The organism is Streptacidiphilus neutrinimicus, assembly GCF_000787815.1.
Taxonomy (GTDB): Bacteria; Actinomycetota; Actinomycetes; order Streptomycetales; family Streptomycetaceae; genus Streptacidiphilus; species Streptacidiphilus neutrinimicus.
The window spans coordinates 51110-69508 of the sequence record NZ_BBPO01000001.1; the positions used below are offsets into that span (position 1 = coordinate 51110).

The 18399-nt window shown below is 72.2% G+C and carries 15 protein-coding genes; 11 read left to right on the top strand and 4 right to left on the bottom strand.

Going from position 1 to position 18399, the window contains the following annotated elements:
- Window positions 1-380: 380 nt before the first annotated feature.
- The 3 genes from TR48_RS00205 to TR48_RS00215 form a co-directional block, all read right to left on the bottom strand.
- Entirely contained in the window at window positions 381-869 is a 489-nt protein-coding gene (locus TR48_RS00205; protein ID WP_042363699.1) for a GNAT family N-acetyltransferase, read from the bottom strand.
- Window positions 870-891: 22 nt separating this feature from the next.
- Complete coding sequence (locus tag TR48_RS00210; RefSeq protein WP_042363700.1) at window positions 892-1815, bottom strand: ferredoxin family protein; 924 nt, start codon at window positions 1813-1815, stop codon at window positions 892-894.
- A 101-nt stretch (window positions 1816-1916) separates the two neighbouring features.
- Complete coding sequence (locus TR48_RS00215) at window positions 1917-3671, bottom strand: IucA/IucC family protein (protein ID WP_042363701.1); 1755 nt, start codon at window positions 3669-3671, stop codon at window positions 1917-1919.
- Between the two features lie 522 nt (window positions 3672-4193).
- On the opposite strand from TR48_RS00215, the gene TR48_RS00220 reads away from it, so the two are divergent.
- Together TR48_RS00220 and TR48_RS45070 are read left to right on the top strand one after the other, a co-directional pair.
- Window positions 4194-5561 (top strand): IucA/IucC family protein, encoded by a 1368-nt coding sequence (locus tag TR48_RS00220; RefSeq protein ID WP_369405552.1) that lies wholly within the window; start codon window positions 4194-4196, stop codon window positions 5559-5561.
- Window positions 5562-5856: 295 nt separating this feature from the next.
- Window positions 5857-5916 (top strand): hypothetical protein, encoded by a 60-nt coding sequence (locus tag TR48_RS45070; RefSeq protein ID WP_084728678.1) that lies wholly within the window; start codon window positions 5857-5859, stop codon window positions 5914-5916.
- Between the two features lie 84 nt (window positions 5917-6000).
- On the opposite strand, the gene TR48_RS00230 is transcribed toward TR48_RS45070, so the two are convergent.
- Window positions 6001-8469 (bottom strand): DNA gyrase/topoisomerase IV subunit A, encoded by a 2469-nt coding sequence (locus TR48_RS00230; protein ID WP_042363703.1) that lies wholly within the window; start codon window positions 8467-8469, stop codon window positions 6001-6003.
- 210 nt (window positions 8470-8679) lie between these two features.
- On the opposite strand from TR48_RS00230, the gene TR48_RS00235 reads away from it, so the two are divergent.
- The 9 genes from TR48_RS00235 to TR48_RS00275 all read left to right on the top strand — a co-directional run bounded on the left by TR48_RS00235 (window position 8680) and on the right by TR48_RS00275 (window position 18376).
- On the top strand, window positions 8680-10002 hold the full coding sequence (locus TR48_RS00235; RefSeq protein WP_042363704.1) for a M16 family metallopeptidase: 1323 nt from the start codon (window positions 8680-8682) through the stop codon (window positions 10000-10002).
- Window positions 9999-11384, top strand: coding sequence for a M16 family metallopeptidase (locus tag TR48_RS00240; RefSeq protein WP_042363705.1), 1386 nt, complete (start codon window positions 9999-10001; stop codon window positions 11382-11384). The genes TR48_RS00235 and TR48_RS00240 overlap by 4 nt, the downstream gene beginning before the upstream one ends.
- A gap of 209 nt (window positions 11385-11593) precedes the next feature.
- Complete coding sequence (locus TR48_RS00245; protein WP_042363706.1) at window positions 11594-12277, top strand: TetR/AcrR family transcriptional regulator; 684 nt, start codon at window positions 11594-11596, stop codon at window positions 12275-12277.
- A 193-nt stretch (window positions 12278-12470) separates the two neighbouring features.
- Complete coding sequence (locus TR48_RS00250; RefSeq protein ID WP_042363707.1) at window positions 12471-13982, top strand: MFS transporter; 1512 nt, start codon at window positions 12471-12473, stop codon at window positions 13980-13982.
- A gap of 354 nt (window positions 13983-14336) precedes the next feature.
- Window positions 14337-15530, top strand: a complete 1194-nt coding sequence (locus tag TR48_RS00255; RefSeq protein WP_042363708.1) for an RtcB family protein — start codon at window positions 14337-14339, stop codon at window positions 15528-15530.
- A 312-nt stretch (window positions 15531-15842) separates the two neighbouring features.
- On the top strand, window positions 15843-17018 hold the full coding sequence (locus tag TR48_RS00260; RefSeq protein ID WP_042363709.1) for a sensor histidine kinase: 1176 nt from the start codon (window positions 15843-15845) through the stop codon (window positions 17016-17018).
- On the top strand, window positions 17015-17416 hold the full coding sequence (locus TR48_RS00265; RefSeq protein WP_042363710.1) for a roadblock/LC7 domain-containing protein: 402 nt from the start codon (window positions 17015-17017) through the stop codon (window positions 17414-17416). The genes TR48_RS00260 and TR48_RS00265 overlap by 4 nt, the downstream gene beginning before the upstream one ends.
- Window positions 17413-17790: a DUF742 domain-containing protein gene (locus TR48_RS00270; protein WP_042363711.1), complete on the top strand. Its 378-nt coding sequence runs from the start codon at window positions 17413-17415 to the stop codon at window positions 17788-17790. Before TR48_RS00265 ends, TR48_RS00270 begins: the two co-directional genes overlap by 4 nt.
- Complete coding sequence (locus tag TR48_RS00275) at window positions 17783-18376, top strand: GTP-binding protein (protein ID WP_042363712.1); 594 nt, start codon at window positions 17783-17785, stop codon at window positions 18374-18376. The genes TR48_RS00270 and TR48_RS00275 overlap by 8 nt, the downstream gene beginning before the upstream one ends.
- Window positions 18377-18399 lie beyond the last annotated feature (23 nt).

Below are 18399 nucleotides of genomic sequence, written 5' to 3' on the forward strand. Positions count from 1 at the left end.
CCCCGCGCCGAGCCTCCTACGCCCCGCGCCGAGCGTCCTACGCCCCGCGCCGAGCCTCCTACGCCCCGCGCCGAGCCTCCTACGGCCGACTCCTAGAGCTGACCGACCGGCCGCGTCCCGGCGACGCCGCGCACGGCTGATCCGGTAGACCACGCTCGCCCGCAGCGGACCTTCCGGTACGGTCGGGTCGTCGAGGCCTCCTAGGTGCTCCCGGACCTCGGGGTCGGCGTTCATTGCCGCCCAAGGGGCGAGGTCGGCGTCGCGCCAGGGGCGCAGCAGGAGGCGTTCGGTCCGCAGCAGGGTGGGTTTCTCGGCCACGCCCGAGCCAGGGCGAGCAGCCGCTCGAAGGCAAGCGCATGGGCTCGCCGAACAGGACGGGGTCAAGACGGGTCAACGGACGGGCGAGTGGTGCCAGTGCCCGGTTCGCGGCGCATGAGGACGTCCACCGGGTGCTCGGACTCCAGGACGAAGCCGAGACGCTCGTAGAGGAGTCGGGCCCGACTGCCCTGGAGGACCACGAGGCGCACCCGGGTGCCGTCCCCGTCGCAGCGGGCGAGGAGCTCGCCCAGGACGGCGGTGCCGATGCCCGCGCCCTGGCAGGCCGGAGCGAGAGAGAAGTGCTCCAGCCAGTGGGCGTCCTCGGCCGGGCGGAGGGCGACGCAGCCGACCAGCGAGGAGGACGCTTCGATGATCCGGTTGTGTTCCGGCATGAAGGCGTCCCGGAAGCGTTGCCGGACGCGGTGGGGGTCGTAGCGGCCGAGGCGTTCCAGGTCGGGACGCATGACGACGGCACGCAGCTCGGCCAGGGGCTCGGCGTCGCCCGGCGTCGCGGGACGCAGGCGCCAGTCGGTCACGCGCGGGTCGATCATGGGCGCCCAGGCTGCGACACCGTCAGGTGGCGGCGGTGGTCACGGGCGTGAGGGAGACGACGTCGTAGCGGTCGGGCGTGGTGGGGGCCTTCAGGCAGCTCTCGGGGCGTGCCGGGGTGGCGGCGGAGCGGTGGATCCCGGCCTGCCAGATCCGGCCGTCGCTGTGGCGCACCTGGACGGTCCAGGTGTCCGGGGCGTCGGGGTCCGGGGTCTGCACGACCGTCAGCGCGTCGGCGTCGTCGATCGCGTAGTTCTGGCGGACCGCCAGCTCCGCGGCCTGGCCGGGGCGGTCCCAGAAGGAGCGGCCCCGGCAGAACTCCGGGACGACGCGGCCGTGGTGCGTCGCCTCAAGGATCTCCTTGGCGTCGGGCGGGGTGAGCCGGCCGTAGGTGAAGCCGAAGGGGAGAACCAGCATGGTCGGCGCGAAGCGGTGGCCGCCGAGGTGGGTGACCTCCCAGACCTGGGCGTGGCCCGCGGCGGCGAGTTCGCTCGCCAGCGGGCGGCCGAGCAGCGCGCAGCAGCGGTCGCGGCGGCCGTTGGTGCAGACGAGGGCGAGCGGGTCGCCGTCGTGGGCGGTGCCGAAGTCGCCGTGGTCGCCCGCGCCGATCGCGGCGAAGTCGAGGTCGCGCAGCACGTGCGGGTCGGCCAGGTGGGCGGTGCGGATCCAGCTGCGGCCGGGGGCGGTGTGAGCGAGGTAGACGGCGCGCTCACCGGTCGGCGGGCGGTCGGCGTGCTTGCCGGGGCGACGGATCAGGGCGATCTCGACGCCCGTGCCGCGCGTGAGTTCCTGCAGTTCGCGGCCGAGCTCGGGGTGGAAGTGGCTCTCGGTGAGCGCGCGGGCCCCCCACGGACCGGACTGCTCGATCAGCAGCCAGGCGGCGGCCCGCGGCGCACTGCCCGCCAGCGGTTCCGCCAGCTCCTCCGACACTCTCGCACAGATGCTCACTAGGCAAGGTTAGCCTTACCAACATCACCACTGTCCAGCCGAGTGGCCCCGTCTGAGAGCCGCCTCCGAGCCTGCCCGCCGCGATACCGTCCGTCTCCGGATCAGGCGAGCGGGTTCGGCGCCTCCGTCCACTGGTCCCCGGCCGGCAGGCCGTCCAGCCGCATCAGCGTCAGGGCCTTGACCGGCAGCGGCTCCGCGAGCAGTGCGCGGCGGTCCGCCGGATCGTGGAGCAGCTCGGTTGCCGCGCGCCGGGCCTCGGCGGCGATCACTCGCCACAGCCGGTCCTCGAGCGGGCGGTCGCCCCCGCCGAGACCGGAGACCAGGCCGCCGAAGGCGCTGCCGACCAGCGAACCCAGCAGCTTGCGCCGCAGCACCAGTGGGTCGTCGCTGATGACGTGCCCGGCGACGGGTAGGGGGTGCCCCGAGCCGCGGCCGGAGCCGGGGCCAGAGCCGGAGCCGGGGCCAGAGCCGGAGCCGGTTCGGGAGCCGCCGACCTCCGCCTGGCGGGCCAGACGCTCCGGGCTGACCCGGATGTCGTTCAGGTCCCGGTACAGGAGCCGCACCGGGCGGTCGGCGAGGTCCAGGATGAGCAGCAGGTTCTGCCCGTGCGCTTCGAGCGCGACGCCGCGGTCCCAGAGTGTCAGCAGCGGGGGCCAGGTGAGGCGGGCGAACGCGCCGATCCAGGCGGCCGGATCCTCCGTCTTCAGCGGGTGCGCGGCCAGGGCCGCCAGGGGGACGACGCGCTCGCCGGGGCGAATGCCCGCCGCCGGGGACTCGCGGATGATCACCGCGAGGTCGGCGCAGGGCTCGCCGTCGACCAGGGCGGCGGCCGCCGCGAGGTTGCGGGTGATCCGCAGGGAGCCGCCGAGGGGCGCGACCAGGCGTTCCAGCAGCGCGGAGATCGCGGGTGCGTTGCGCACCGAGCCGCCGGAGATGTCCCGGACGGCGGAGGTCATGCGCAGCGAGAGCGAGGTCTTCAGGTGCGGGCCGCCGTCGAGCGGGGCGAGGGTGCGCACGGACATCAGCGGCGCGGCGGGCAGCGTGCGGCCGCTGGGGACGAGGCCGGTGGGCGCGAGGTCGAGGCCCGGCAGCACCTCCCGGGCCTGCCAGGGGTGGACGGGCAACAGCGTCGCGCCGCGCTCGTCGCGCAGCCACCCGGGCCAGTCCCCGACGGTGAGCGTCCGCTCCGGCGGCAGCGCGAAGAGCTCCAGGGCGACGTCGGCGCCGTGCTCGGGGGCGAAGGCGAGCTGGTCGGCGACGGTGAAGCCGGGGCGGCTGCGGCAGCACGGGTGGTAGGGGTGCCCGTCGACGATCGACCGCTCGGCGGCCTCCAGCGAACCCAGCGGGCCCGCTGCGCCGAGCGGGCCCACCGCGCCGGGCGCGCCGAGCGGGCCGGACCCGTCGGTGGCGATGGCCGCCCTCACGGCGTCCGGGGCGTCCCCCCGGGCCGCCGTGCCGGCGCGCGAGAGCGCGAGCGAGACCACGCTGTGCTCGATCTCCGCGAGCAGGGTGTCGGCACCCGGCAGCGACAGGGCCTCCAGCAACGCGCTCGGGTGGGTGAAGGCGGTGCCGTCGAGGTGGACCGCGTAGCCCGAGGCCGGGGCGTCGACGTCGTAGGCACGCCGCTCGGGACCGCTCAGGCGTGCGCGCAGGCCCGGGGCGAGCGGCAGCGGCTCGATCCGCAGCGCCCGCCACAGTCGTGCCATCACCGCGGCGCGGGCGCCGGGCAGGGCGGCGGCGAACGCGGCGTCGAGATCCGGCCGCACGGCGTGGAGCTCGGCGGCGAAGGCCGCTTCGGCGTGGCGGAGGGCGGTCGGGTGCAATGGGTCCGTGGCGATGTGGCCGCTGGCGCGCATGAAGGTGAGGTACCCCGAATTGGGAAAGGATTCGTCTGGGCAGATCATCGTCTGTCGGATGCGCGGTGGACGAACGGTTCGCTGCGGCGACGGATCGGCCCGCCACAGCGGGGCCGACGGGGTGCGGAGGCAGCTATGAGCGGCGGGGCGGCGGGCGAGCGGGCGGCTCGTGACCAGGCGCGCGATCAGGAGCGCGGGCGCGCTGAGCGCGCAGGGCGCACTCGGACGGCGCACGGCGAGGCACCCGGTGGCGAAACACCGACCGGAGGCGGCCCAGCCCCAGCCCCAGCCCCGGGCGGGGGCGGTGGCGCGGGTGGCGCGCGTGGCGCGGGGCGCGCGTGGAGGGGCTGGGGGCCCGGGGAGGCGGAGGCGGGGACGGCGCTGCTCAACTGCCTGCTCCGGGAGCTGGCCGAGCCGCGTCCCGGTGGTGCGCCGAGGTACCGCCTCAGCGGGACGGGCCGGACGCTGACCGTCGGCGCCGGGCGCTGGCCGCAGCCGCCGCTGGCCGTCGACGGCGTCGCGGTGGCCGGGTTCGACGCGCTGGTGGCCCTGGTCGAGGAGGAGTCGCGGGCCCGAACCGGGGTCGACAACGCGACGCTCGGGGCGGAGATCCGCGACAGCCGCGACGTCGTGGCCGCGTTGCTGGCCGCGCGTGCGGCCGCGTCCGCGCGGGACGAGAAGCCCGTCGACGACCTGTATCTGCGCTCCGAGCAGGCGCTGCTCGCCGGGCACCGCTACCACCCGGCGCCCAAGACGCGCGGCGGCGGCGTGCCGGAGAGCTGGCTGCCGTACGCGGCGGAGGCAGGGGCCCGCTACCCGCTCACGCTGCTGGGCGTGCGCGAGGATCTGCTCGGCGGGGAGGGCACGACCAGCGCGGTTGACGCGCTGTGGGGCGACGCCGCACCGTCCGGCTATCGGGTGCTGCCCGCGCACCCGTGGCAGTTGGCGTTGCTGCGCTCGCACCCGACGCTCGCGCCGGACACGCTGACGGCTTTCGCCGACGGCCGGCTGCGGGTCCTCGGGCGCACCGAGGAGCTCGCGTTCGCGACGTCCTCGCTGCGCACCGTCTATCTGCCGGACGCGGACCTCTCGCTCAAGTTCAGCCTGGAGGTTCGGATCACCAACGACATCCGACGCCTTTGGCTGCGCGATCTGCGCTGGCTGCAGCCGCTCGACGAGGTGCTCGCGGCGCTGCCGACCGCCGCGCACCTGCTGGCCGACCAGGGCTACCGCACGCTGGCCGGGCACGGCGAGGAGGGCTGGGAGGCCTACGCGGTGCTTCAGCGCGAGGGCTTCGCGCACCGTGTGCGGCCGGGGCTCACGCCGTTGCTCGCGGCGGGCCTCAGCGAGGGCTTCGCGGGCAGTCCGCTGGACGGCCTGACGGCCGATCAGGCTCTGGCCTGGTGGTGCCGCTACGTCGAACTCGTGGCCCCACCCGCGTTGGAGGCGCTTCGGGACCACGGTGTCGTGCTGGAGTGCCATCTGCAGAACGTGCTGGTCGCCGTGGACGGCGAGGGCATGCCGGGCCAGGTCCTCTTCCGCGACCACGAGGGCGTGAAGCTGACGACCGACCGCCACGAGGCCCTGCTCGCCCGCTACGGCCCGGACGTCCCCAGCCCTGCGGTGAGCCCGGCCAAGGGCCGGGACCGGCTGTTGTACTGCCTGGTCGTCAACAACCTGTGGGAGATCGCCGGGGCGATCGGCGACCGTCACCCCTCGCTGGCCGCGGAGCTGTGGCCTGCGGCCCGCCGACTGCTGGCCGACCACGCCGACCTGCTCGCCGTCCCCCGCATCCCGGGCAAGACCAACCTCCTGCTGCGCTGGCTCGACGCGGACGGCGGCGACTCGACCTACACCCCGCTGCCCAACCCGCTTGCGGGGGAGGGCTAGGACGGTAGCCTGCCGTCGGCCCGCACGGCTGCGTGCGGGCGGTCACCGCCGCGTTGGCCGCCGCGCTGTTCGAGCGGGGCGCATGTGGTGTTTGGCTCGAGTACGACGGCGAGGGGTCGCGCCGGGTGTGGAGCGCGTCGGCTTCCGGCCGCGGGGAACCCGACTCTACGTCGCGCTGCCGGAGTGAGCGGGGCACGGTGATGGACCCGCAGGTGGTGACGGATCTGCTGGTCCGGGGCAGCCGCAGCGAACCGCTCGCCCGGCTCTCCAGCGCGAGCGGCAGGTGCTGGAGCTGATGGCCGAGGGCCGCTCCAACAGCGCGATCTCGGGCCCGCTGTTCATCAGCGGGAGCTGATCACGCACGAGGGCGGCAGGGCCCGAGAAGCCCTGCCGCCCTTGACGGTTCAGGTCACGACGGTTCAGGTCGCGACGGTTCAGGTCACGCCAGGCCGGCGACCGCCGCGATGTCCTTGGCCAGCGGGACGCCGGAGCCGTCGCGGCGCGGGTCGCGGGCCGGGAGCTCGGCGGGGGAGCCGTTGGCCGTGGCCGCGCGGGCGGGGGTGCTGCCGGCCCAGGCGAACACCAGCTTGTCCTCGCCCTTCAGGAAGCGCTGGCAGCGGACGCCGCCCGTGGCACGGCCCTTGCGCGGGTACTGGTCGAACGGGGTGGCCTTGGCCGTCGCCTGGCCCATGCCGTCGAGCGCGTCCGAGGAGCCCGCGACGGTGACGACGAGGGCGTCCTGTGCCGGATCGACGGCCGTGAAGGAGAGCACCTTCGCGCCGTCGGCCAGCTTGACGCCCGCCATGCCGCCGGCGGGGCGGCCCTGCGGGCGAACCTGGCCCGCAGGGTAGCGCAGCAGCTGGGCGTCGGAGGTGATGAACACCAGGTCCTCCTCGCCCGTGCGCAGCTCGACCGCGCCGACGATCCGGTCGCCGTCCTTGAGGGCGATGATCTCGAACTCGTCCTTGTTGTCCGGCCAGTCCGGCACGACGCGCTTGACCACGCCCTGCTCGGTGCCGAGCGCCAGCCCGGGGGAGGACTCGTCGAGCGTCGTCAGCGCGAGGACGGACTCGCCCGCCTCCAGCTTGAGGAACTCGGCGATCTTCGCGCCTCCGGACAGCGCCGGAGTGTGCGCGCTCGGCGGCAGCTGCGGCAGGTCGATGACCGGCAGCCGCAGCACGCGCCCGGCGTCGGTCACCACGCCGATGTGGCCGCGTGCGGTGGCCGGGACCGCCGAGACGATCACGTCGTGCCGGGCGCGCTTGCCGTCGCCCGCGTCGGCCTCGGCGTCCGCTGTCGGGGCCTCCGCGTCGGCGGTGCGGGCCAGCAGGCCCGTCGAGGAGAGCAGCACGCGGCACGGGTCGTCGGCGACCTCCAGCGGGACCGCGACGGCGGCGACCGAGCCGGCCTCCAGCAGCACGGTGCGCCGCTCGGTGCCGAACTTCTTGGCCACGGCGCCGAGTTCGTCGGAGACGACCTTGCGCAGCACGGTGTCCGACTCGAGGATCTCGGTCAGGGCCGCGATCTCGGCGTTGAGCTTCTCCTGCTCCGCCTCCAGCTCGATCCGGTCGAAGCGGGTCAAGCGGCGCAGCGGGGTGTCGAGGATGTAGGCGGTCTGCGTCTCGGACAGGCCGAAGCGCTCGATCAGGCGCTCCTTGGCCTGCGCCGCGTTGTCGCTCGATCGGATGAGGGAGATGACCTCGTCGATGTCGAGCAGCGCGACGAGCAGGCCCTCGACCAGGTGCAGCCGGTCCTGGCGCTTGCGCCGGCGGAAGTCGCTGCGCCGGCGGACCACCTCGAAGCGGTGGTCGACGTAGACCTCGAGCAGCTCCTTCAGGCCCAGCGTCAGCGGCTGGCCGTCGACCAGGGCGACGTTGTTGATGCCGAAGGTCTCCTCCATCGGCGTCAGCTTGTAGAGCTGCTCAAGCAGCGCCTCGGGCACGAAGCCGTTCTTGACCTCGATGACCAGGCGCAGGCCGTGGGCACGGTCCGTCAGGTCCTTGACGTCGGCGATGCCCTGGATCTTCTTGGCGCCGACCAGGTCCTTGATCTTGGCGATGACCTTCTCCGGGCCGACCGTGAACGGCAGCTCGGTGACCACCAGGCCCTTGCGGCGCGGGGTGACGTCCTCGACGGAGACCTTGGCGCGGATCTTGAAGGTGCCGCGGCCGTTCTCGTAGGCGTCGCGGATGCCGTCCAGGCCGACGACCAGACCGCCGGTGGGCAGGTCGGGGCCCGGGATGTAGCGCATCAGGGTGTCGAGGTCGGCGCCCGGGTGCTTGATCAGGTGCCGGGCGGCGGCGACGACCTCGGTCAGGTTGTGCGGCGGCATGTTGGTGGCCATGCCGACGGCGATCCCCGAGACGCCGTTGACCAGCAGGTTCGGGAAGGCGGAGGGGAGAACCTCCGGCTCCTGCTCGCTGCCGTCGTAGTTGGGCCGGAAGTCGACGGTCTCCTCGTCGATCGTCTCGACCATGGCCATCGCGGCCTCGGTGAGCCGGGCCTCGGTGTACCGCATGGCGGCCGGCGGGTCGTCGTTGCCGAGCGAGCCGAAGTTGCCGTGGCCGTCGATCAGCGGCAGCCGCATCGAGAACGGCTGGGCCATGCGCACGAGCGTGTCGTAGATGGCGGTGTCGCCGTGCGGGTGCAGGCGGCCCATCACCTCGCCGACGACGCGGGCGCTCTTGACGTGGCCGCGGTCGGGCCGCAGGCCCATCTCGTTGGCCTGGTAGAGGACACGCCGGTGCACGGGCTTGAGGCCGTCCCTGGCGTCGGGGAGCGCCCGGGAGTAGATCACCGAGTAGGCGTACTCCAGGTAGGAGCTCTGCATCTCGTCCACCACGTCGATGTCGAGGATGCGCTCCTCGAAATCCTCGGGCGGAGGGGTCTGCGAACTGCGGCGGGCCATCGCGGCGGCGCTCCCTAGGACGGTATGCACGCCTCCGGTCGGACCGGTCGGTGGGCATGGGTGGGCATGGTCGGGGACCATTCTGGACCAGCGCGCTGACAAACCCGGCCACCGCGTCCCCTGCGGGTGCAGCACAATGGGGTTTTCCGGGGTTCACGTCCCGGCGGATACGAATCTCGATCGTGCGGCAGACCGGAAGGATCGACGCGGATGGCCCAAGGATTCACCATCAGTGAGCACACTCTGGCCAACGGGCTGCGGGTGGTGCTCTCCGAGGACCACCTCACTCCCGTCGCCGCCGTCTGTCTCTGGTACGACGTAGGCTCCCGGCACGAGGTGGCCGGGCGCACCGGCCTCGCCCACCTCTTCGAGCACCTGATGTTCCAGGGCTCGGGGCAGGTCAAGGGGAACGGCCACTTCGAGCTGGTGCAGGGCGCCGGCGGCTCGCTGAACGGCACCACCAGCTTCGAGCGCACCAACTACTTCGAGACCATGCCCGCGCACCAGTTGGAGCTGGCCCTGTGGCTGGAGGCCGACCGGATGGGCAGCCTGCTCGAGGCGCTCGACCAGGAGAGCCTGGACAACCAGCGGGCGGTCGTGAAGAACGAGCGCCGCCAGCGCTACGACAACGTGCCCTACGGCACCGCGTTCGAGCGGCTGACCGCGATGGCCTTCCCGGACGGCCACCCGTACCACCACACGCCCATCGGTTCGATGGAGGACCTGGACGCCGCCACCCTCGGCGACGCGCAGGACTTCTTCCGCACCTACTACGCGCCTAACAACGCGGTGCTGGCGGTCGTGGGCGACATCGACCCGGAACAGACCCTGGCCTGGGTGCAGAAGTACTTCGGCTCCATCCCCGGGCACGACGGCAAGCGCCCGCCGCGCGACGGCTCCACCGTGGTCCGCTCCTCGGACGCGCCGCTGCGCGAGCACGTCGTCGCCGAGGTGCCCTCGCGCGCGGTGATGCAGGCCTACCTGCTGCCGCTGGACGGCACCCGCGAGTCGGACGCGGCCGACCTGGCGCTGACCATCCTCGGCTCGGGGGAGTCCTCGCGCCTGTACAACCGGCTGGTCCGGCACGACCGTCTGGCCGTCACGGCCGGCTTCGGCCTGCTGCGCCTCTCCGGCGCGCCGTCGCTCGGCTGGCTCGACGCCAAGACCTCCGGCGAGGCGACGGTCGAGGCCGTCGAGGCGGCGATCGACCAGGAGCTGACCCGTTTCGCGGCCGAGGGCCCGACGGCGGAGGAGCTGGAGCGGGCGCAGGCGCAGATCGAGCGCGAGTGGCTGGACCGGCTCGACACCGTCAGCGGCCGCGCCGACGAACTGTGCCGCTACGCCGTCCTGTTCGGCGACCCGAAGCTCGCCGACACGGCGCTGTCGCGGGTGCTGGAGGTGACGGCCGAGGAGATCCAGGCCGTCGCGCAGAAGTACCTGACGCCGGACAACCGCGCCGTGCTGACGTACGAGCCCACCGCCGGTGCCGCCGACGACCAGACCGCCGACGAGGACGAGGAGGTGCAGGCATGACCATCGCCTCCACCATGACCTTCCACCCGCGCCCCGAGCCGGGGCAGCCCACCCCGTGGAACTTCCCGGCGCCGACGCGGAGCGCGCTGGCGAACGGCCTGACCGTGCTGCGCTGCGACCGTCCCGGCCAGGCGCTGGTCGCGGCCGAGCTGGTGCTGGACGTGCCGCTGGCGGCGGAGCCGCGCGAGCAGGAGGGCGTCTCCACGATCCTGGCGCGCGCCTTCTCCGAGGGCACCGAGTCGCTGACGGCCGAGGAGTTCGCCGGCGAGCTGGAGCGGGCGGGCGCGACCCTGGACGCGCACGCCGACCACACGGTGCTGCGGCTGTCGCTGGAGGTCCCGGCCTCCCGCCTGGAGCGCGGGCTCGCGCTGATGGCGGACGCGGTGCGCGCCCCCGCCTTCCCCGAGCACGAGATCGAGCGGCTGGTCGCCAACCGTCTCGACGAGATCGTCCACGAGCAGGCCAACCCGGCCCGCCGGGCCGCGCTGGCCTTCTACTCCGAGCTGTTCGACCAGTCCGACCGCCTGTCGCGCCCGCGCTCGGGCAGCGCGGAGACGGTCGAGGCGATCGACCGGGCCGCGGTGACGGCGTTCTACGCGGCGCACGTGCGCCCGGCGACGGCCACCCTGGTCGTCGTGGGCGACTTCTCCGAGGTCGACTTCGACGCGGTGTTGGCCGCCACAGTCGGCCGGTGGACCGGCACGCCGGGCACGCACGTGCCGGCCGCGCCTGTGCGCGGGAACGACACCGGGCGGGTCGTCATCGTCGACCGTCCGGGCTCGGTCCAGACGCAGCTGCTGATCGGCCGGGTCGGCCCGGACCGGCACGACCCCGCCTGGGCGGCGCAGATCCTCGGCACCTACTGCCTGGGCGGCACGCTCACCTCGCGCCTGGACAAGGTCCTGCGCGAGGAGAAGGGCTACACCTACGGCGTCCGCGCGTTCGCCCAGCCGCTGCGCTCCGGCGCGGACGGCCAGGGCCGGGCGCTGCTGGCCATCTCGGGCTCGGTGGACACGGAGTCGACGGCCCCGGCGCTCGCCGACACCTGGACGATCCTGCGGACGCTCGCGGCCGAGGGCCTGACCGACGAGGAGCGCGACATCGCCGTGCAGAACCTCGTCGGTGTGGCCCCGCTGCGCTACGAGACCGCGTCTGCGGTCTGCGCCACGCTGGCCGACCAGGTGGAGCAGGAGCTCCCGGACAACTACCAGGCCGACGTGTACCGGCAGTTGGCCGAGACCTCCACGGCGGCGGCGACGGACGCGGTCGTGGCCGCGTTCCCGCCGGACCGGCTGGTGGCGGTGCTGGTCGGTGACGCCTCGGTGATCGAGGCGCCGCTGAAGGATCTCGGGATCGGCGAGGTCACGGTCGTCTCGGCCTGATCCTTTTTCTCGCTCAGGGGCGTGGGATTTCCCGCGCCCCTGAGTCATGTCCACGCCCTTGCGCAGAAATGTGACGTAGGTCACACCCAAGGGCGGGATTTCCGGGGAGAGATTCCCCGTTTAGGTGTTTGAATGGAAAGCGGGGACAGGCTCCCCACTTCAATCCAGCCAGACCAGTCACACCAGCCACACCGGAGGAAGGAGTCACCGTGGTTCAGGTAACCGAGACCGAGAAGCCCGCGGGGCTCCGCCGGCGTGCCGACGCGGCCCGTAACCGGGCCCGCATCCTCGAAGCCGCGCAGGAGGCCTTCATCGAGTACGGCGCGGACGTGCCGCTCGACGAGATCGCCAAGCGCGCCGGGATCGGCAACGCCACCGTCTACCGGCACTTCCCGGACCGTCGCGCGCTGGTGCGCGGCGTCGTCCTGGAGGTCATGGAACGAGCCATCAGCGTGGCCCAGCAGGCCTACGCGGAGGAGAGCGATCCGTTCGAGGCGCTCAGCCGCCTGGTGCACGACTCCGTCAACTGGAAGATCGGCGCCCTGTGCCCGATGCTCTCCGAGTGGACGGACCTGGACGAGCCCGAGGTCTTCGAGACCAAGGAGCGCCTCGACGGCGTCGCCCGGACCATCATCGGCGCCGCCCAGGCGGCCGGCAGCATGCGGGAGGACGTCGGCAGTGACGACGTCTTCATGGCGGTCGCCCAGCTGGTGCGGCCGTTCCCCGGCGCCCCCTACGACAGCCTGAAGCCTTTCGTCCACCGTCACCTGCAGCTGCTGCTCGACGGTCTCCGGGCGCCCGCCCGGACGCCGCTGCCCGGCAGCCCGCAGTCGCTGGAGGACGTCCGTCGCGAGTGCATCCTCGCGGCCGGCCGGCGCGAGTGCCGGTCGTGACGCCCGCGGTCTCGTGACGTCCCAGGGCCGCTGACTCGGTCCACCGTCCGCCCCGAAACCCCGACTTCACCGGGACGACGCCAACTGGCGTGTCCCCCGGTTACGTTCGTACGTCATCGTTTCACGTTCCACACACACAAGTTCGCTCACTGATGACGGCAGCTCTCTGCCGCGCATATACGGGGATATCCTCATGTCTGCTTCCGCACCCGCCGCGTCACTCGACAAGGCCCAGCCCGATCCAAGGCGCTGGAAGGCGCTTATCTTCATCGCCATCGCCCAGCTGATGGTCGTCCTCGACGCCACCGTCGTGAACATCGCACTTCCGCACGCCCAGGCGGACCTGCACATCTCCGACGCCAACCGCCAGTGGGTGATCACCGCCTACAGCCTGGCCTTCGGTGGGCTGCTGCTCTTCGGCGGCCGCGTGGCCGACCTGTGGGGGCGCAAGCGGGCCTTCATCGTGGGCCTGGTCGGCTTCGCGCTGGCCTCCGCCGTCGGCGGCGCGGCCGTCAACTCGACCATGCTGCTCGGCGCGCGTGCGCTGCAGGGCGTCTTCGGCGCGCTGCTCGCCCCGGCGGCCCTGTCGCTGCTTGCCGTCACCTTCACCGAGGCCAAGGAGCGCGCGACCGCGTTCGGCATCTTCGGCGCCATCGCCGGCGCGGGCGGCGCCGTCGGTCTGCTGCTGGGCGGCGCGCTGACCCAGTACACCAGCTGGCGCTGGGCGCTGTACGTCAACATCATCTTCGCGATCGTGGCCGTGGTCGGCTCGCTGGTCTTCGTCCACGAGCGTGAGGGCGAGCGCAACCGCAACCGCCTCGACATCCCCGGCGTGCTGCTGGCCACCTCCGGCCTGGTCGCCCTGGTCTACGGCTTCACCAAGGCCGAGGAGTCCGGCTGGGGCGCCGGCATCACCATCGGGCTCTTCGTGGCCTCCGCGGTGCTGCTCGCGCTGTTCGTCCTGGTCGAGTCCCGCACCAAGGCCCCGCTGCTGCCGCTGCGCGTCGTGCTCAACCGCAACCGCGGCGGCGCCTACCTCGGCCTCGGCCTCGCCATCATCGGCATGTTCGGCCTGTTCCTGTTCATGACCTACTACCTGCAGGGCATCAAGCAGTACAGCCCGGTCATGACCGGCGTCGCGTTCCTGCCCATGGTCGCCGGCATGATCACCGGCTCCACGCAGATCGGCGCCCGGCTGATGAACCGCGTCCCGGCGCGCTGGCTGATGGGCCCCGGCCTGCTGGTCGCCTCGATGGGCATGCTGATGCTCACCCAGATGCACGTGGACAGCAACTACTGGACGCTGATCCTGCCCGCCGAGGTCCTGCTCGGCCTGGGCATGGGCACCTCGTTCATGCCGGCCATGAGCCTGTCGACCATCGGCGTCCAGCCGCAGGACGCGGGCGTGGCCTCCGCGATGATCAACACCTCGCAGCAGGTCGGCGGCTCCATCGGCACCGCCCTGCTCAACACCATCGCGGCGAGCGCGACGACCAGCTGGCTGGTCTCGCACCACTCCAGCGACCCGCGCAACCCGCTGGCGGCGGTGCACGGCTACGACGTCGCCATCTGGTGGGCCGTGGGCATCATGCTCGTCGCCTCGGCGCTGGTCTTCGTCCTGGTCAACGCCGGCCGCCCGGAGCACCACACCGTGGCCGGCTCGAACGCCGAGTCGGACGCGGGCGTCCCGGTCGTCATGCACTGACGCCGAACTGACGCACGGTCGCCGTCGAAGCCCCCGGCCCGGGAAGGGTCGGGGGCTTCGACGTGCCCTGATCGAAAACCCGTTGCGACGGCTCCGCGGCGCATGGGTAGATAGGCGCAGAGACCGGACGTGACAGGCCGGTCCCCTTCCCAGAAATGGGACCGGACGGTGGAGAGGAGGCAGTCCCATGCGGGTCGAGCAGCGACCAGGGCGCTACATCGGCGCCCTCGCCTCCCCGAGGCGACGCCCCTCCACCGTCTGCGGCTTCCGCCGCTGAACCCCGCGCGACCGTGGCGCCTGTGCGCGCCGGTGCGCCCACACACTTGTAGCCTTGTTCCCAGGAGAACAATCCCCATGTCGTACACCGAGATCCCGGGCATCAACGTGCCCATCCGCATGTGGACCGACCCCGCGACGGTCGAGGGCCAGGCCCTGCAGCAGCTGCGCAACATCTCCTCGCTCCCCTGGATCCACGGCCTGGCCGTCATGCCCGACGTGCACCTGGGCAAGGGCGCGACGGTCGGCTCCGTGATCGCCATGAAGGGCGCGGTCTGCCCGGCCGCCGTCGGCGTGGACATCGGCTGCGGGATGAGTGCGGTCAAGACCTCGCTCACCGCCCGTGATCTGCCCGACGACCTGAGCCGGCTGCGCTCGAGGATCGAGCAGGCCATCCCGGTCGGCCGCGGCCTGCACGGCGACCCGGTCGACCCGGGCCGCATCCACGGCTTCGCCGTGGGCGGTTGGGACGACTTCTGGTCCCGCTTCGACGGTCTCACCCCGGCGGTGAAGGCGCGGCGCGAGCGCGCGTTGCAGCAGATGGGCTCGCTGGGCTCGGGCAACCACTTCATCGAGGTCTGCCTCGACAAGTCCGGCGCGGTCTGGCTGATGCTGCACTCGGGCTCGCGCAACATCGGCAAGGAGCTCGCCGAGCACCACATCGGCGTCGCCCGCTCGCTCCCGCACAACCAGAACCTGGTCGACCGGGACCTCGCGGTCTTCATCGCGGCGACCCCGCAGATGCGGGCCTACCGCTCGGACCTGTTCTGGGCGCAGGAGTACGCGAAGCGCAACCGCGCGGTGATGATGGCGCTGTTCCAGGACGCCGTCCGCGCCGAGTTCCGCAAGGCCAAGGTCACCTTCGACCAGATCATCTCCTGCCACCACAACTACGTGGCGGAGGAGACCTACGAGGGGGAGGACCTGCTGGTCACCCGCAAGGGCGCGATCCGCGCCGGTGCGGGGGACTACGGGATCATCCCCGGCTCCATGGGCACCGGCTCCTACATCGTCCGTGGCCTGGGCAACACGGCGGCGTTCAACTCGGCCTCGCACGGCGCGGGGCGGAAGATGTCGCGGTCGGCGGCGAAGCGCACGTTCGGCGTTCGCGACCTGGTGGAGCAGACGCGGGGCGTGGAGTGCCGCAAGGACTCCGGCGTCGTGGACGAGATCCCGGGCGCCTACAAGCCGATCGAGAAGGTCATGGCCCAGCAGACCGACCTCGTCGAGGTCGTGGCCGAGCTCAAGCAGGTTGTCTGCGTTAAGGGTTGATGACATTCACGTGAAGTCGGGCGAGGTCCGCCGTGGGCGGGCCTCGCCCGCGTGCGTGCGCACTGCAGCAGCGGCGCCCGTCGGTGAGGCTGCGTGGGCGTCGCACGGTCCTGCGGCTGGCCGGGCGACGCGCGTCAACTCCGTGAAAAGCAAGTGGAAGAGACGCATCCTCATATAGCCGTGATAGCACGGGCGGACGGTCGGCCACCCGAGCGGCCGATGATACGATCACCTCGCTTTGCGGAGCGGGCGGGTCCACCCTGCACTGGCGGGGGATCGGAGGCCGGCTGTCAGACGCCTGAAGAGAGTCTTATGACGGAATACATCGAGAACCCAGCGCTGTGGGCTCTTGTCGTGCTCCTGCTCATCGTGATCGCCGTCGTCGTCCGCCAGCGCAAGGCGGCCATGGCGTTGAGGCAGGAGATAGCGGGGCTCAGGGAGTACTACTCCGACCTGGAGCACCACTACGTGCAGTCCGTCGCTGCGGCCCAGGAGCAGGCCGAGGAAGCGACGAAGACCGTGCTGAAGTCGGCCATGCGCACCCTGCAGGGTCTGGCCGCCGAGCAGCAGCTGATCCTCTCCCGGCTGCAGACCAAGCACGGTGAGTCGGTCATCCTCCAGGACCTGCTGGAGATCGACCACACCAATTCCCAGTTCGGCCGCCGCGCCCAGTCCATCGCGGTGCTCTGCGACGGCTGGCTCGGCCGCCACCGCGACAACGCCTCGGTCTACGACGTGGTCCGCAGCGCGCAGGGGCGCGTCCGGCACTTCCGGCGTGTGGAGATCCTCTCCCAGGTGGACTTCGGCATCTCCAGCCGCGCCGTTGAGCCGGTTGCGCTGGCGCTGGCCGAACTCCTCGACAACGCCACCAGCTACTCCAGCCCGGACACGGTCGTCGAGATCAACATCCGCGCCGTCCCCAAGGGTGTGGCGATCGTCGTGGACGACGCCGGTGTCGGCATGAACGACGAGGAGCGGGCCCGCGCGGAGCGGCTGCTGAGCAGCGATCGCGTCAAGAGCGTTGCGGGGCTGGGCAATCCGCCGCAGTTCGGCCTCGCCGTCATCGGCGTGCTGAGTGAGCGATTCGGCTTCGAGGTGTCGGTGGACTCCAGTTCACCCTATGGCGGCGTGCGGGCGGTGGTCCTGCTGCCGCACGAGTTGCTGACGTCCATGCCCGAGAAGAAGGCACCGGCTCCTCCCATGACGCGCTCCTCCGTGCCACCGCCCCAGCCGAACGGGCCCGAGCCCGTGCCGGCCTCCCCGACGACCACCGACGGACTGCCGCTGAGAAGGCGCAAGCGTCCGATGGCGATCGTGCCGGGCTCCGCGCCGACCCCGATCGCCTCGGCCCGGTCCGGCGCCGAGACCGCGGCGATCATGGGAGCGTTCCAGCGGGGCACCCGGTCCGGCCGGGCCGCCCGCGGCGACGACGGGGACCAGACGATCAGCACACGTGGGTCAAGCAGTGAAGGGCATGAGTTCTCGTGAACGACGATCTGTCATGGATGCTCGACAGCGCCCTGGAGATTCCCGGGGCCCTGCACGCGGTCCTGATCTCGGCCGACGGGCTCCTCATGGCCCGTACCAAGGACTTCGACAAGGACGACGCCGACCGCGTCGCCGCCGCGATGAGCGGCGTGCAGTCGTTGAGCCGGTCGCTCGGCTTCTTCTGCGAGGACAGCAGCGGCCTGTGGCGCCAGACGCTGGTCGAGTTCGACGGCGGCTGGGTCTTCCTGATCTCCGCCGGTGAGGGCGCCTACCTCGGCGTCTCCGCCGCGCCGGACGTGGACATGCAGAACATCACTTTCCGGATGCAGCAGTTGGTCGGCCAGTTGGGCAAGGTACTGGTCGCGCCACCGCGCGAGAACCTCGGAGTGCGCTCATGAACGGGCCCGACGACTTCGAGCTCGACGCCACGGAGTTAGTGCGTCCTTACGTCATCACCAAGGGACGCCGGCTGCCGGACGACGACCAGCTCTCGCTGATCACCCTCGTGACGGCCGCACCCGAGCAGGTGCAGCGCCCCCTGCGGCTCTCGCCGGAGGAGCAACGGCTGCTGGACCTCTGCTCCGCGGGCTACCTCTCGGTGGCCGAGATCGCGGGGCACACCCGGCTGCCGCTGGGCGTGGTGCGGATCATGCTGGCCGGTCTCACCGAGGCCGGCTACCTGATCACCCGTCCGCCGGTGGCCCGCGCCCGTCTTGCCGACAAGGAGCTCCTTGAGGAGGTGCTCAGTGGTCTCCGGGCCAAGTTTGGGTGAACGACCGAGCCTGCGGTCGCGGGACTACGTCGCCGGCGGCGCCACGCAGACCGCCGTCAAGATCCTGGTCGTGGGTCACTTCGCCGTGGGCAAGACCACGTTGATCGGCTCGATCTCCGAGATCGAGCCGTTGTCGACCGAGGAGACGATGACGCGGGCGGCACAGGACGTGGACGACCTGAAGGGGGTCAGGGGCAAGACCACCACCACCGTCGCCATGGACTTCGGCCGGCTCACCATCAGCGACCGCGTCGTGCTCTACCTGTTCGGCACGCCCGGACAGGTGCGCTTCGTGCAGATGTGGGAGGACATGGCCAGAGGCGCCCTCGGCGCGCTGGTCCTCGTCGACCCGGAGCGGCTCGCCGACTCCTTCGCCGTGATCGACCTGATCGAGCAGTACGGGCTCGACTACGCGATCGCGGTCAACAACTTCGACGGCAACCCCGTGCGTGCCGAGGCCTCGCTGCGGGAGGCCCTCGACCTGCTCGAAGACACTCCGGTCGTCACCTGCGACGCGCGCGACGAGAAGTCGTCGGCGGCGGCGCTGACCACGCTCGTCAGCTACCTGCTGGCCCGCGTCGGCTAGACGCCCACCGAAGTCCCGCTGCC

Coding starts and splice junctions, on each gene's coding strand:
- TR48_RS00230 (WP_042363703.1), bottom strand. CDS start 8,469: ATGGCCCGCCGCAGTTCGCAGACCCCTCCGCCCGAGGATTTCGAGGAG.
- TR48_RS00255 (WP_042363708.1), top strand. CDS start 14,337: ATGTCGTACACCGAGATCCCGGGCATCAACGTGCCCATCCGCATGTGG.
- TR48_RS00205 (WP_042363699.1), bottom strand. CDS start 869: ATGATCGACCCGCGCGTGACCGACTGGCGCCTGCGTCCCGCGACGCCG.
- TR48_RS00235 (WP_042363704.1), top strand. CDS start 8,680: ATGGCCCAAGGATTCACCATCAGTGAGCACACTCTGGCCAACGGGCTG.
- TR48_RS00240 (WP_042363705.1), top strand. CDS start 9,999: ATGACCATCGCCTCCACCATGACCTTCCACCCGCGCCCCGAGCCGGGG.
- TR48_RS00260 (WP_042363709.1), top strand. CDS start 15,843: ATGACGGAATACATCGAGAACCCAGCGCTGTGGGCTCTTGTCGTGCTC.
- TR48_RS00215 (WP_042363701.1), bottom strand. CDS start 3,671: ATGCGCGCCAGCGGCCACATCGCCACGGACCCATTGCACCCGACCGCC.
- TR48_RS00250 (WP_042363707.1), top strand. CDS start 12,471: ATGTCTGCTTCCGCACCCGCCGCGTCACTCGACAAGGCCCAGCCCGAT.
- TR48_RS00270 (WP_042363711.1), top strand. CDS start 17,413: ATGAACGGGCCCGACGACTTCGAGCTCGACGCCACGGAGTTAGTGCGT.